The organism is Priestia sp. P1_B12_1, from assembly GCF_056406695.1.
This window is the reverse complement of record NZ_JBFTZR010000001.1, coordinates 24,323-37,427: the sequence shown is the minus strand read 5'-3', so window position 1 is coordinate 37,427 and position 13,105 is coordinate 24,323. Positions and strand designations below refer to the sequence as shown.

General features: G+C 39.2%; 17 protein-coding genes. 11 read left to right on the top strand and 6 right to left on the bottom strand.

The genetic code is table 11. The features are described from left to right. The first annotated feature begins 42 nt into the window (after positions 1-42). The 4 genes from AC1D0Y_RS00230 (at position 43) to sigH (ending at position 2,399) form a co-directional block, all read left to right on the top strand. Entirely contained in the window at positions 43-603 is a 561-nt protein-coding gene (locus AC1D0Y_RS00230) for a histidine phosphatase family protein (RefSeq protein ID WP_060747220.1), read from the top strand. A gap of 327 nt (positions 604-930) precedes the next feature. Continuing rightward, a complete protein-coding gene (locus tag AC1D0Y_RS00225; protein ID WP_013058502.1) occupies positions 931-1,131 on the top strand; it encodes a cold-shock protein in 201 nt (66 codons plus the stop codon). 77 nt (positions 1,132-1,208) lie between these two features. Continuing rightward, positions 1,209-1,364 carry a DUF3934 family protein gene (locus tag AC1D0Y_RS00220; RefSeq protein ID WP_162837669.1) on the top strand — a complete coding sequence of 52 codons (156 nt, stop codon included), beginning with the start codon at positions 1,209-1,211 and terminating at the stop codon, positions 1,362-1,364. Between the two features lie 384 nt (positions 1,365-1,748). Beyond that, positions 1,749-2,399: an RNA polymerase sporulation sigma factor SigH gene (gene sigH / locus AC1D0Y_RS00215; protein WP_013058500.1), complete on the top strand. Its 651-nt coding sequence runs from the start codon at positions 1,749-1,751 to the stop codon at positions 2,397-2,399. A gap of 21 nt (positions 2,400-2,420) precedes the next feature. On the opposite strand, the gene AC1D0Y_RS00210 is transcribed toward sigH, so the two are convergent. After that, complete coding sequence (locus AC1D0Y_RS00210; RefSeq protein WP_025750030.1) at positions 2,421-2,849, bottom strand: hypothetical protein; 429 nt, start codon at positions 2,847-2,849, stop codon at positions 2,421-2,423. Between the two features lie 254 nt (positions 2,850-3,103). Here AC1D0Y_RS00210 and AC1D0Y_RS00205 point away from each other — a divergent pair, with 254 nt between their 5' ends. The 3 genes from AC1D0Y_RS00205 to AC1D0Y_RS00195 all read left to right on the top strand — a co-directional run bounded on the left by AC1D0Y_RS00205 (position 3,104) and on the right by AC1D0Y_RS00195 (position 6,154). Next, positions 3,104-3,556, top strand: a complete 453-nt coding sequence (locus AC1D0Y_RS00205; protein WP_013058498.1) for a MarR family winged helix-turn-helix transcriptional regulator — start codon at positions 3,104-3,106, stop codon at positions 3,554-3,556. Then, entirely contained in the window at positions 3,525-4,724 is a 1,200-nt protein-coding gene (locus AC1D0Y_RS00200) for an MFS transporter (protein ID WP_060747221.1), read from the top strand. Before AC1D0Y_RS00205 ends, AC1D0Y_RS00200 begins: the two co-directional genes overlap by 32 nt. 179 nt (positions 4,725-4,903) lie before the next feature. Continuing rightward, a complete protein-coding gene (locus tag AC1D0Y_RS00195) occupies positions 4,904-6,154 on the top strand; it encodes a C40 family peptidase (protein WP_477707277.1) in 1,251 nt (416 codons plus the stop codon). Between the two features lie 39 nt (positions 6,155-6,193). Here the strand turns inward: AC1D0Y_RS00195 and AC1D0Y_RS00190 are convergent, their stop codons facing one another. Beyond that, a complete protein-coding gene (locus AC1D0Y_RS00190) occupies positions 6,194-6,733 on the bottom strand; it encodes a DUF2199 domain-containing protein (RefSeq protein ID WP_060747223.1) in 540 nt (179 codons plus the stop codon). A 152-nt stretch (positions 6,734-6,885) separates the two neighbouring features. On the opposite strand from AC1D0Y_RS00190, the gene AC1D0Y_RS00185 reads away from it, so the two are divergent. From AC1D0Y_RS00185 to AC1D0Y_RS00175, 3 genes are all read left to right on the top strand, one after another. Then, complete coding sequence (locus AC1D0Y_RS00185; RefSeq protein ID WP_060747224.1) at positions 6,886-7,551, top strand: sigma-70 family RNA polymerase sigma factor; 666 nt, start codon at positions 6,886-6,888, stop codon at positions 7,549-7,551. Positions 7,552-7,580: 29 nt separating this feature from the next. Next, positions 7,581-8,162 carry an ATP-dependent Clp endopeptidase proteolytic subunit ClpP gene (gene clpP, locus AC1D0Y_RS00180; protein WP_060747225.1) on the top strand — a complete coding sequence of 194 codons (582 nt, stop codon included), beginning with the start codon at positions 7,581-7,583 and terminating at the stop codon, positions 8,160-8,162. A 145-nt stretch (positions 8,163-8,307) separates the two neighbouring features. Further along, positions 8,308-8,952 (top strand): Bax inhibitor-1/YccA family protein, encoded by a 645-nt coding sequence (locus AC1D0Y_RS00175; protein WP_477707276.1) that lies wholly within the window; start codon positions 8,308-8,310, stop codon positions 8,950-8,952. Positions 8,953-9,087: 135 nt separating this feature from the next. Here AC1D0Y_RS00175 and AC1D0Y_RS00170 read toward each other — a convergent pair whose 3' ends face one another. Continuing rightward, positions 9,088-9,330: a hypothetical protein gene (locus tag AC1D0Y_RS00170; RefSeq protein ID WP_217598250.1), complete on the bottom strand. Its 243-nt coding sequence runs from the start codon at positions 9,328-9,330 to the stop codon at positions 9,088-9,090. Between the two features lie 152 nt (positions 9,331-9,482). Between AC1D0Y_RS00170 and AC1D0Y_RS00165 the strand changes: the two genes are divergently transcribed. After that, positions 9,483-10,166 (top strand): hypothetical protein, encoded by a 684-nt coding sequence (locus AC1D0Y_RS00165; RefSeq protein ID WP_255257945.1) that lies wholly within the window; start codon positions 9,483-9,485, stop codon positions 10,164-10,166. Positions 10,167-10,272: 106 nt separating this feature from the next. Here AC1D0Y_RS00165 and AC1D0Y_RS00160 read toward each other — a convergent pair whose 3' ends face one another. The 3 genes from AC1D0Y_RS00160 to AC1D0Y_RS00150 all read right to left on the bottom strand — a co-directional run bounded on the left by AC1D0Y_RS00160 (position 10,273) and on the right by AC1D0Y_RS00150 (position 12,975). Further along, positions 10,273-10,434, bottom strand: a complete 162-nt coding sequence (locus AC1D0Y_RS00160) for a hypothetical protein (protein WP_165575905.1) — start codon at positions 10,432-10,434, stop codon at positions 10,273-10,275. 67 nt (positions 10,435-10,501) lie between these two features. Further along, positions 10,502-11,818: a CitMHS family transporter gene (locus AC1D0Y_RS00155; RefSeq protein WP_025750020.1), complete on the bottom strand. Its 1,317-nt coding sequence runs from the start codon at positions 11,816-11,818 to the stop codon at positions 10,502-10,504. Positions 11,819-12,114: 296 nt separating this feature from the next. Further along, positions 12,115-12,975, bottom strand: coding sequence for a LysR family transcriptional regulator (locus tag AC1D0Y_RS00150; protein ID WP_025750019.1), 861 nt, complete (start codon positions 12,973-12,975; stop codon positions 12,115-12,117). Positions 12,976-13,105: the final 130 nt, after the last annotated feature.

Sequence of the window (13,105 nt, the reverse complement as noted above, 5' to 3'; positions counted from 1 at the left end):
TTGTAATTAATGGTTATTTTACTGCGTCTGGAGGGAAGATGAATGAAAACTTTTTTATTAGTTAGGCATTGTGAAGCAGAAGGGCAAGAAGCAAAAGCATCACTGACAGAACAAGGCATACAGCAAGCCCAGCAGTTAATGTATTATTTGAACAAGCTGAGTTATCCCATTGATAAAATTATTTCAAGCCCGTACAAACGAGCTGTTCAAACAATTGAACCTTATGCAAAAGATACCGGTCTGTCTCTTCATATAGATAAAAGGCTAGAAGAAAGGCGTTTAAGCGGACAGCCTCTTTTCAACTGGATAGAAGTGTTGAAAAGAACTTTTGATGACATAGACTTTAAGGTAGACGGAGGAGAATCGACCAAAGAAGCCACGGTACGTGTTTTAGAGCTGTTTAAAAAAGTAATGAATGAAAAACAGAAAACAACTCTGTTTGTTACGCACGGCAATTTGATGACGTTAATCCTCAGATATTTTGATCCGAAATTTGGGTTTGGTGAATGGTCGCGTTTAACAAATCCTGATGTATATCAAATCGATCTTCAAAAGAAGAACGTTTCCATTACAAGGCTTTGGAGTGAGCAGAAAACAAATTAATGAAATAAAAGATTTTTTGTACATTTGTGCAGATGATAAGTTTAGCTCAATACAAGAACCTCATGCCCCATCTCAATCCAGAAATGTTGGTAGCCTCAAAGCTGTCCTGTAGGCTTTTAGCAGATACATAATTAGGTTGAAGTCTGTCTTAGAACAGGAGCTTGCTATTTCTAAATTGATATGTTACACTAAGGTTAATTATTTTTGTTCGGTATGAAATTGAAAGAAGAGAAATATTCTTCAATAGAAATTTTTATCTGGAAATAGTACGATTGAGCAAGGGTAGTAATATATGCGTGGAGTAATTCCACCACTGGAGGAAATAGTATGACTGAAGGTACAGTAAAATGGTTTAATGCAGAAAAAGGTTTCGGTTTCATCGAAATTGAAGGCGGAGAAGATGTATTCGTACATTTCAGCGCAATTCAAGGCGACGGATTCAAATCTTTAGATGAAGGTCAAAAAGTGACTTTCGACATCGAGCAAGGTCAACGCGGTGCACAAGCTGCTAACGTTGTAAAAGCATAATTTTATGCAATCCAAAAAAGACTCCGACTTTGGACGGGGTCTTTTTTTATTGTAACAAACACGCAGGTAACGGAGGAATACGTATGAGTAAAGCAAAAGGTAAAGGCGGCACGGGGCGAGGCACCGGCAAAAAAGGGTGGAACCGCTGGCAGGCGAGTGCAAAAAAGAAGAAAAATGCAAAGCCTTATAAAAGCAAGGGAACAAAAAATGCTGATAAGCCGGAAGGCAACTAATCCTATATGCGCAGTATCATCTGCAACTTCGACTTACTCTGCTTGAGTAAGTTTATTTCATATGGAATTATTTTTTTATTGCTTTTTTGACAGATTGCTGTCACTATATGAAATAATAAAGTGATTTGTGTGAATTTTCTATAAAAATTGATTTTTTTTGCAAACACTTTCATATTTCGACAACCTTTTTGATTTTTATCGGTTATACTTCTTTATAATAGATTATAGAAAGATGCAGGGGAGCATAAAGTGAGAGAGGAAAGCGACAGTTTACCTGTACGCTTTTTACGTTTCTGGACCGTATTGCAGTAGCGTCGTAACAAGTAGATCATGCATCAGTTTAGAACACATCAAAACTCAACTAAGTGTAACGGGGGGATATGAGTGAGCGTAGGCATCGTAATTGAAAAAGTTCAAAATTATGCTATGTTAGAAGATCATGTTTTGGTTGAAATGGTTCACAGCGGAGATGAAAAATCATTGGAGTATTTAATCAATAAGTATCAAAATCTTGTGAGGGGTAAAGCAAGAAAATACTTTTTGATTGGTGCTGAAAAAGAAGATATCGTCCAAGAAGGAATGATTGGACTGTACAAAGCAATTCGCGACTTTAACGAAGACAAGCTAACATCTTTTAAAGGGTTTGCAGAGTTATGTATCACAAGACAAATCATTACGGCGATTAAAACGGCTACTCGTCAAAAGCACGGTCCGTTAAATTCGTACATTTCATTGGACAAGCCTCTGTATGATGAAGAATCAAACTATACGCTGATGGATATGATTCCTGGCGATCAAATTGCTAATCCGGAAGCGGTGCTGATTCATCAAGAAAAAGTGGAAGACCGCGAGTTAAAAATTGCGGAAACACTTAGTGAATTGGAAAGAAAAGCATTGACGCTGTATATGGACGGCCATTCATACGCTGAAATTTCGAAAGAATTAAATACGCACGTCAAGTCAATTGACAACGCGCTGCAGCGTATCAAAAGAAAGTTAGGTCGAGACGTAGAAAGCAGACAAGCTATTTCATAATAGGTAAAAAACAGCCGGACCTCAAAGGGGTTTCGGCTCTTTTTCACGGTCTTTTAAAATGTCTTGAATAATTTCAATATGAACAGAAGCCCACGATTGTTCACGGAAATGAAGAAACACGCTTGGAATGAGAATAAAAACATACAGCACCACAAAAATAATCCAAAGCCAGCTGCCGTCTTTAAATAAAAATTGCTGCAGCCGCTGCGAAAATAAAAAAAAGAGCCAAGGCAAAGCAGAAACAAGGATGGGAATGACGCCGGAGCCGTTTTTTTCTTTAGTCATTCGGTAATACACTTTTCGCAAAGTAGCGCTTTCGAGCGTAAGGTAAAGCTGCCGGATTTCTTCCATTTCCGCTAATTCATCAATTTCTTCTGCGTTTTGGTTTTGATGAGCTGCTTTTTTCAGTTTAAGGTAGACTTTATGAGCATCGCCGCGCAGTGAAAACATATACCAGCCTCCCGCATAGTGTTTCGTCTTCTTTAACATAGTTTGCAGGTGCATGTAAATATATACAAAAAATTTCGTGATACGAAAGAATAAGAAAACAGAAGTGAAAGCGTAAATCATTAGTAGAAAAAGAAAGAAAACAGCTGATTTTCGCCCTTTTTAGCCGCCTTTACACATCAAGTAGCAGCACATATACTAATAAAAGAACAATTAGTTACCTAGGTAAATAAAATGAAAAGGTGAGGTGGGAAAAAGTGAATAACTTGGTGTTTCATGAGCTTCATCAAAAGTCGAGATTGTCTATTAAAGAAGTAAATGAAGTGTTAAAAGCGTACGGGCTATACAGCTCACAGTATTCAATTTTATTTTGTTTAAAGCGATTCGGCTCGATGACGCAAACGGAGATTTGGCAGTATTTAAATGTCGAAGCGCCAACGGTTACCCGCACGTTAACAAGGCTTGAAAAAAGCGGATGGATCGTTCGAAAAGCAGGCAGTGATAAACGAGAGCGCATCGTTTATTTATCTCCTCAAGCGAAGAAAAAACTTCCGGAAATTCAGCAAGAAATTGAACGTTTAGAAGAAAATTTGCTGATTGCTTTATCCGACAGCGAACAAGATCAGCTTATTTCGTTATTAAAGAAAATTTGTAAATCTACAGAAAAGGGTGAAATGAATGACGAACCAGCAGGAGCCAATCTGGACTAAAAGTTTTATCAGCATTGCGATTACCAACTTTTTTATTTTTGTTGTGTTTTATGCATTGCTGACGCTGCTGCCGATTTATGTATTAGACGCCTTAGAAGGCACGAGTACGCAGGCAGGGCTTGTTGTTACCATCTTTTTATTATCTGCGATTATTGTTAGACCGTTTTCAGGGAAAGTCATTGAAAACATTGGAAAGAAAAAAACGCTTGTATTTAGTACCCTCATTTTTGCGCTTTCTTCCTTCTTATATATGTTTATCCACCATTTTAACGTGCTTTTATTATTGCGCTTCTTTCAAGGGATTTCATTCAGCTTAGCGACAACCGTCACCGGAGCGATCGCAGCGGATTTAGTTCCCGCTAAACGACGAGGAGAAGGGCTTGGCTACTTCGGAATGTCAATGAACTTAGCCGTTGTTGCAGGGCCGTTTTTAGCACTAACGCTTCATCAATACATGGCATACAACATTATTTTCTTTGTATTTGGCGTGATTATGCTCGTTGGCTGGCTCTGCGGAATGATGGTCAAAAATCTTCAAGAAAACGCTGCTCCGTCAGTAAAGAAATCATTTTCACTGAGCGATTTATTTGAAAAGAAATCCATGCCGATTTCATCTGTAGGTATTCTCGTTTCTTTTTCGTATGCAAGTATTATTTCTTTTATTTCTGTGTATGCACAGTCGCTTGGATTGATTAAAACAGCAAGCTTTTTCTTTGTCGTGTTCGCAGCTGCGATGCTGATTTCACGACCGTTTACAGGAAGATTATTTGATAAATCTGGCCCAAACATTGTGATTATTCCATCATGTATTGTTTTTGCGATTGGTCTATTTAGCTTAAGCCTTACACATTCTTCTTGGATGCTGCTGTTTTCAGGTGCATTAGTAGGACTAGGCTACGGAACGCTGCTTCCTAGCTTCCAAACGCTTGCTATCCAAGCGGCGCCTGCTCACCGAAGCGCGTATGCAACTGCCACGTTCTTTACGTTTTATGATAGCGGCATTGCGGTTGGTTCATTTGTATTAGGAATTGCAGCAGGTGCTTTAGGGTATTCAAAACTGTACTTTGCACTTGGTATTTTTGTTCTTTTGATTACACTTTACTACAAGTGGATTGCAAATTTACGTCAAAAACAAAAAGCGTCAAATATCCAGGTGGGCATGAAATAAAAAAGCTCGGCGTAATACGCGCCGAGTTTTTTTATGGATTTTTTACAGGACTTTGGAAGGGAAGCATATTTAAGTCAAAAGGTACTAGCCAATTCCTATCCATCTGCACCATACTTTAACAGAGGAACCATTTACATATAAAACTTCTTGGATGAAATAAAAAACAAAGGAGAAAAAACATGAAAGTAATGAAACCTCTTATGGTCACAGCGTTAGGACTTAGTCTTGCCACTTTTTATGAAGGCGCTTTTCCTGCAGAAAAAGCTGTGCAAGTACAGGCTGCTACAGATGAAAACGTGATTGTTGATAAAGCAAAAACGTATGAAGGAGCGGATTATACGTCTGGAGGAGAGACGTTAAGCGAAGGGTTTGACAGCTCTGGCTTCGTTCAATATGTGTTTAAGCAAGCGCTCGATACAACGCTGCCTCGTTCCGTGAAAGAACAGTCAGAGCTTGGAACAGACGTCGATAAAAACGAGCTGCAGGCAGGCGATGTATTGTTTTTTGACACCGATGAAAACGGTGAAGTGAACGTAGCCGCTATTTATATCGGAGACGATGAGATGATTTATGCATCTTCTTCAGACGGAAAAGTCGTGGTGAAAAACATTTCAAGCAGCGCGTATTGGTCATCACATTTTGCCAAAGCAAAGCGCATTACAGGCGCACCGGAAATTGCAAAAGATAATGAAGTCATTGCAGAAGCATTAAAACATCTCGGTACACCATATGTATTCGGAGGCGAGTCGCCAACGGACGGTTTTGATTGTTCCGCATTTGTTGCTTATGTATTTCAACACGCATCGGACGTGTACCTTCCGAGATCAACCGATCAGCAGTGGCAAGTTGGAGAAGAAGTTGCCCGCGAAGATTTAAAACCAGGCGACGTTATCTTTTTTAAAGATACGTATCGTGAAGGGATTTCACACGTCGGTATCTACGCAGGCGGCAATCAGTTTATTCATGCCAAGCGCAGCGAAAATGTGACGGTGGATTACCTGACAAGCAGTTACTGGACGTCTAAGTACGCAGGAGCGAGACGCTACGATGACTTATCGCTGTCAAAAGACAATCCATTTGTGACGGAATCTCTTAAATATGTAGGAGAAGTACCTTACGCACAAGGTGGGACAAGTCCTTCTACAGGTTTTGATACGGCTGGTTTTGTTCAATATATTTACAAAGAAGCTGCTGGAAAAGATATTCCACGCTATGCGAGTCAGCAGTGGGAAGCAGGAGAAACCATTTCACAATCTGATTTGAAGCCAGGAGATCTCGTCTTTTTTGAAGGAAGTTCGCTTATTCCATCTATCTATATTGGAAATGACTATGTCGTTCACGTATCTACATCCGAAGGCGTAAAAATTACAAACTATAAAGTAGACAGCTACTGGGCGCCTAAATACTACGGAGCCAAGCGCATGCCATAAAGGTGAAAAAACAAGACAGTCTGGGGCTGTCTTGTTTTTTTAATAGGTAGTCAATTGCTTTTGTATGTCTTTGATTCGCGCTAGCGTTATCCCTTCCCGCTGCTCGACGGCTAAAGGGTGATCGGTTGGCTCTAACTTGATGAGGGGTCTTGTTCCGACAGATCGTGTATGCACATTTGTTTTCAAATTTAACGTTTCGGGATAGCCTGGAATGGAAACTGAAAACCATCCGAAATAAGGCGGTTCATTTTCTCTTTTGTCACTTTCCCATAAATCGATCATTCGATGAAAATTTTCTTCGCTTAAAGAAACCCATATGTTCCAAGTGAAAAATTCTTCTTCATTAAGAACAGGAATTTCAACACAGCCTCTTACGAAAAAATGTTCTTGATTCATGATACAAATCTCTGAATATAGTTCAAAGTCGTTTTGTCTTTCATCGTCTGACGCATCATAATAGTAAAAAGGAGCTTCACTTGTATAGCTCATAGGCAAAGCAGGGTGAGGGTGTTCACAGGTTAAGTCTTTAAAGTGAAGTTTGTTCGTTTTCTTCTTGCCATATAATCGTCTTCTTCGCATATTATTTTAGACTCCTCAGATAAAAGTATCTTCATTATAATACAAAAAAATGACTGCTTAAGCGTATAATGTGTAAAAAAGTTTGATTCCCCGTATCTTTTGAACTTCCTTCAATCGTTTAGTAAATAGAGAGTGCAAAAGGAGTGAAAATCATGTCACATTCAAAAAAAATTGAAACACAAACAGAAAGCTTTGACGATGTCTGCTGGAACGAGCATTACCCAAAATTGCAGCAGTACTGCCGTTTTTTAACGCAAAATGCGTGGGACGGAGACGATATTGCCCAAGAAACGTTTTTAAAAGCTCAGCGATATAAAGGTGAAGAGCACAAGCTGTCTTCTGCGCTGTTAAATAAAATTGCGTATCACCACTGGATTGATCTGCTGAGAAAACGAAAGCGTGAAGTAATAGCCGCAGAAGAAGTTTTGAACCAACAAGACGGCAAGCAGGCGTTTGATATGAAAGGACACTCGGTCGAGCTGCTCCTTAGTCAGTTTACGCCGAAGCAAGCGGTTATCTTTTTCTTAAAAGAAGGCTTTCGCTATCAGCTAAAAGAAATAGCGTTGATTTTACAAACGTCAGAAACAGCGGTGAAAAGCAATTTACATCGTGCTAAGCAGCGGTTAGAAAAAGGCGGTGAGCCGTTTTCTACAGATTCTTTTTGGGATGAAAAAGAGCGTAATGAGCTGTCAGAACTGTTTTATAAAACGTTAGAAGCGCAGGACCCAGCACTTTTGATTCGGGCTTTGCCTTCCTTAAAAAGCGTCATTCAAAAACCAACGTATACTCCGACGTGCACTCTCTGCATGGCTGCATAGCCATATTACGTATGATAAGGAGGATATATATGAGTACGATTCCATATGTAATTGAACAAAGCAACCGCGGTGAACGTTCGTATGATATTTATTCGAGGCTGTTAAAAGATCGAATTATTTTAATTGGTGATGAAATCAATGATCATATTGCCAACAGCGTGGTCGCGCAGCTCTTATTTCTCGCCGCAGATGATCCTAAAAAAGATATTTCACTTTATATTAACAGCCCCGGAGGTTCCACTTCAGCAGGGTTTGCGATTTATGATACAATGCAGTACATTGAGCCGGATGTTCAAACAATTTGCACGGGCATGGCTGCTTCTTTTGGCGCACTGCTTCTCCTAGCAGGAGCAAAAGGAAAGCGCTATGCACTTCCGAACAGTGAAGTTATGATTCATCAGCCGCTAGGAGGGGCTAGAGGGCAGGCGACTGAAATTGAAATTAGCGCCCGGCGGATTTTAAAATTGAAGCAGCATATTAATGAAATCATATCAACACGAACGGGGCAGCCGGTTGAAAAAGTGGCACATGATACGGAACGAGATTATTTTATGAGTGCTGAAGAAGCAAAAACTTACGGAATTATTGACGGTATTCTGTTGCCGAAATAAAGGTATAATAAGGAAGCATAGACGGCAGCGTCTATGCTTTCTTTTCTATAAAAATAAGAAAAAAGACCTTAGTATTATCTTTATTTTTCTTTAAAAGGTAGGTATTATATAAAATATAACAGATTTTAGAAAGAAGGTTTTACACATGCAAGAAGTGATTGGAGTAGAGCAGCGGTCTCTGTTTCAAAAAGTATTAGTAACATTTATTTTTTCGTTATTTATTTCAACAGTTGGCTTATATGTAGGTCAATATGTGCCACCGGCTTATTTCCTTCCGTTAGCGATTGCTGAACTTTTGATGCTGGTTGCCGCATTTATGTTGCGAAAGAAAAAAAGCGTAGGATATGGCTTTACATATGCTTTTTCATTTATATCAGGCATCACGCTGTTTCCGATTGTCAGCTACTATGCATCAGTAGCGGGGGCGCAAGTCGTTCTTTATGCGTTTGGAAGCACGTTCGTTATTTTTACGGTGATGGGTGTAATTGGGGCAAAAACAAAAAAAGATTTAGGGTTTTTAGGCAGCTTTTTATTAGTAGCGCTGTTAGCACTAGTGTGTATCAGCATTTTCTCGCTGTTTAGTCCCTTAACAACGCCTGGACTCATGGCATTTTCGGTGATTGGTACCATCGTTTTCTCACTTTACGTACTGTATGATTTTAATAAAATGAAGCACGGTGAAATTACAGAAGAGCTTGTTCCACTGCTGGCACTATCTCTTTATTTAGACTTTATTAATCTATTCATCAACTTGCTTCGCTTTTTTGGTATTTTAGGCAGCGATGATTAATAAGAAAGAGGCTGGGACAAAAGTGTTTTAGCTGAAGGAAGATCCGAACGATGAAGATTCTTGATGGAGAATCAACTTCGTTCGGATTTTTTATTGGTAGGATGAGCGTAGATTACAATCTCTTTTTTGTTTTAGTTATTCTCCGCCGTCCCCATCTCCATCCTCGCTAACGTCATCCTCTGTTTTTTCATAGTTTGGTCCGGTAGCGTAAGGATCTTTAAAAAACTTTTCAAGCCACGTGGAACTTGTAGCGACCGCGCCGTTTTTAGCGTGAATAAATTCACTGATTGTATATATTTCAACGACTTGCTTTCGATATTTCCGAAATAAAAATGCGCTGGCAACGACGCTAATGCTGATGATTATATACGTATTCATGAAATCCTCCTTATAAAAGGGTTAGTGTTATGTATGCCAGATAAGAAAAGGATATGCGAATCTAAAACAAGTTCGTTTAGTAGTGCGAGTCTTTGGAAAAGTGTTAGTATAGAGCAGGTACATAGAGAACGTAAACTTTTTTGGAAGGATGCATGTTAGTGGTGAATTTTAAAGAGTTTTTTACTATTTCTTCGTATGAAGTAATGGAGCATTTGAGTCGAAAAGAAAACGGAAAGAATATAGATGAATACGAAGTGATGTTATATAACGAAAACGTTAGTCAAACAGAAAATGTGATGATTAAGTTTAAAAAGGTGAGCGATGAAATAGCAGTGGAAAAGGTCCAAACGTTCTCTTACTTTGATCAACAGAGTCCCAAACATCCCTGTAAGATTTGCGGCAGTGAAGTGATGGTAAAAGAGAACAGCACTGAAGAACTAAATGTTTACGCACATAATTGTTCATTTAACTATGAAGAAATAGAGTGCTGTTTGAGAGAACTAGTACAAAATGAACTTTTACAGGATAGATTTACTCAAGAAGAATTCGACCGGAACTATGGAGTTAACTATCGTGATGACGCTAACCAGCAATATAGCTTTTACGATGCCCAGCAAAGAGATACTTTCTACACCATCTTTAACGATAGTGTTTATCACACCTCTTACGCAGGACCACAAGAGCTCCGCTGCAAGTTTTGCGGGATGGATGAAGAGCTGCTTGTTGTAGACGGAGCCTTCTACCAAAAGTGCACAGTGCTAACTCCACATACAAATCAAATTATTAATATGATTGAAGCAAGAAAACAAAACGAACCAGACGTAACAAAACGTTGAGGAGAGAAAAGGGGACGAAGTCTCAGAAGAACATAAAAAAAGAAGCTTCCTTTTGAGCGAAAGGAAGCTTATCAAGTTTGTACCTATAGGGTTGAGTGGTGCATAATTAAATAGCTACCGGAATAACCGATGAATCATTAAAGTAAACAACTTCTGAAAGAATGGTGCAGCCTTTCAGGTTTTTGAGCTGAGAAAGGGCTTCTTCTTTGCTATCAAACTCGTACATTCTCATTTCACCTTTTCCTACATAACACGTAATTACATACATTTTAGAAGTACCTCCACCTATCATTTATCAATTTATTAATAAAGAGCCATAACGGCTTTTATTCCTATTAAAATAGCGTAAGTGCGCCTGTGACAATAGCAAGGACAATGAGAACAAGAGACGTTAAAACAGCCCATTTAAATGCAAATCGCTGATGTTCACCAAGATCAACACCTACCATACCTACAAGTAAGAAAGTAGACGCAACGAGCGGGCTTAACAGATGAACAGGTTGTCCGAGCACTGAAGCTCGCGCAATTTCCATCGGATCAATTCCGTAAGAAGCAGCTGTTTCAGCGAATATTGGTAAAACACCGAAGTAATAAGCGTCGTTACTCATCACGAATGTAAACGGCATGCTTGTTAAAGCAACGATCGTCGGTAAAAATGAACCGAGTGAATCAGGAACTAAATGAATTAACAGGCTTGCCATTTCATCAACCATTTTAGTGCCGGATAGTATTCCTGTAAAAATACCGGCTGCAAAAACAAGTGCTGCCACGGTCAGTGCGTTGCCTGCATGAGCCATTAAACGTTCTTTTTGATCCTCAAGTTTTGGATAGTTAATCATAAGAGCAAGCGCAAAGCCAATCATAAATAAAACAGAAACTGACCAAATGCCTGAAACCAATACGACCATGAGTGCAATGGTTAAAGCTAAGTTGATCCAGATTTTTTTAGGCTGTGTAATATCTTCTTGAGAAGTTAAAGATGCGTCTTCAGCAAACGCAAGCGAGCTTTTTAATTCAAACTGCTCGATGTCAATAGCACCAAGTCGTCTGCGCTCTTTTTTTCCAAGAATATAGCCTGTAAAAACAACCCACAAAGCTCCGCCAATTAGCGTTGGAAGAAGTGGAATAAAGAACTCTGATGCATCAAGGTGAAGGGCGACAATCGCACGAGTAGCCGGGCCTCCCCAAGGCGTCATGCTGCTCATAATACTAAGAGAAAGCATCGCAACTGTCGTTAACACTAACGGACTCATATTCAGGCGTTTATAAAGTGGAAGAAGAGCAGAAACCGTAATCATATAAGTGGTTGTACCGTCTCCGTCTAGTGCAACTAAAAGCGATAGAAGAGCCGTTCCGATGACGATTTTAAGCGGATCGCCTTTTACGATTTTTAACAGCTGCTTAATTAATGGATCAAACAGTCCGGCATCAATCATAACCCCAAAATATAAGATGGCGAACAGCAGCATCGCAGCTGACGGAGCTACTTGTTTTAGACCTTCTAGCATCATGTCTCCGACGCCTTTGCCAAACCCTCCAATCACTGCAAAAAGAAGTGGAATGACCATTAAAGCTACGATAGGAGACATCCTTTTTGACATAATGAGATACGTAAAGACAATAATCATTGTAAAACCTAGTAGTGCTAGCATTCAAACAACCTCCTTTATTTTCCCTCTTTTCTCTGAAAGCGTTTTCTTTTAGAGTAAAAAAACGTGACTAACACCTCTCATCCCCATGTATGAGTCGTAGTTTGATTATTAAGAATTTTTAAAGCCGCTCTTTACTCCCGCTGATGTTTCTTGTTTTCATGTTAGTACATTTTTAAAAATAAAGGAAATATAGGTTTTTTTAGAAAGTTCATAAAAAATTTTTATAATGGTAGTCTAGAAAAAAGCTTGGTCTAAAAGAGAGATTCTTCCAAGACGCAAACTTTTTAGCTTTGGCTTTATTTTTCACTTAGCTTTAAAAAGTCAATAAACGCTTTCACGACCGATAGATTCAAGTAAGAAGGATCATACATGAGCCACGTGTTTCGAAGCAAAGGTGATTCATCTCGGTACGAAAGTCCGTATGTATATAAGTTGTCGCTGGAGTGAAGGCAAATTTCAGGTAAAATGGCAAAGCCTAAATCATTTTTGACCATTTCTTTGGCTGTTTCTTGCCGGTCAACTTCCATTGCCACAAACGGAGGTTCTGAAAACTTGTCATGCCACCAGTCTTGAATGAGATCTTTTAGCGACGTATCGGTTTTATAGTTAATATAAGGCAGGTTCGGCAAGTCATCGATCGCAATTTCTTTTTTCGAAATTAAGCATAGCCGTTCTTTCGTCAGCAGTGATTTCTCTCCGTTCCACGGGTAATTGCCTCGTAAAATGCCAACGTGCACACGCGAAGAGTCTAATAGATTCATAACTTGCGTACTCCAGCCCGTATTGACGCTGAACTGTACATTTGGGTAGTGAAGAGAGAACTGCTTTAAAATTTTAGGAAGCTTATGCTGTGCAAAGTTACTCGATACCCCTAAGCGAAGCGTTCCCGTAACGGTTTCGCTCATATTACGCATGCTGTCTTTTGTTTCCTGCAGCTGCTTCCACATATTTTCCGCATAGCGAACAAGATGCTCACCTTCAGATGTAAACTCAATTCCTTTTTTCGTTTTGAAAAAAAGCGACACGCCAAATTCTTCCTCAAGATTTTTAAGGCGGTAGCTTAAAGAAGGCTGCGATACGTAGAGCCTTTCAGCCGTTCGCGTAATGTTCTTTTCTTCGTGAAGAGTTTTAATTAATATCCAATCTTTTTGATCCATCCCGATTCCCCCTTGTATTTAGATTATAAAAAAATTTTTAAAAAGACAATAAATTTTATGTATTTTACTTATGACCACCTCTATTATACGATAAATGGCAAATGAACCGGTTCTAAATAGTAAAAAAATA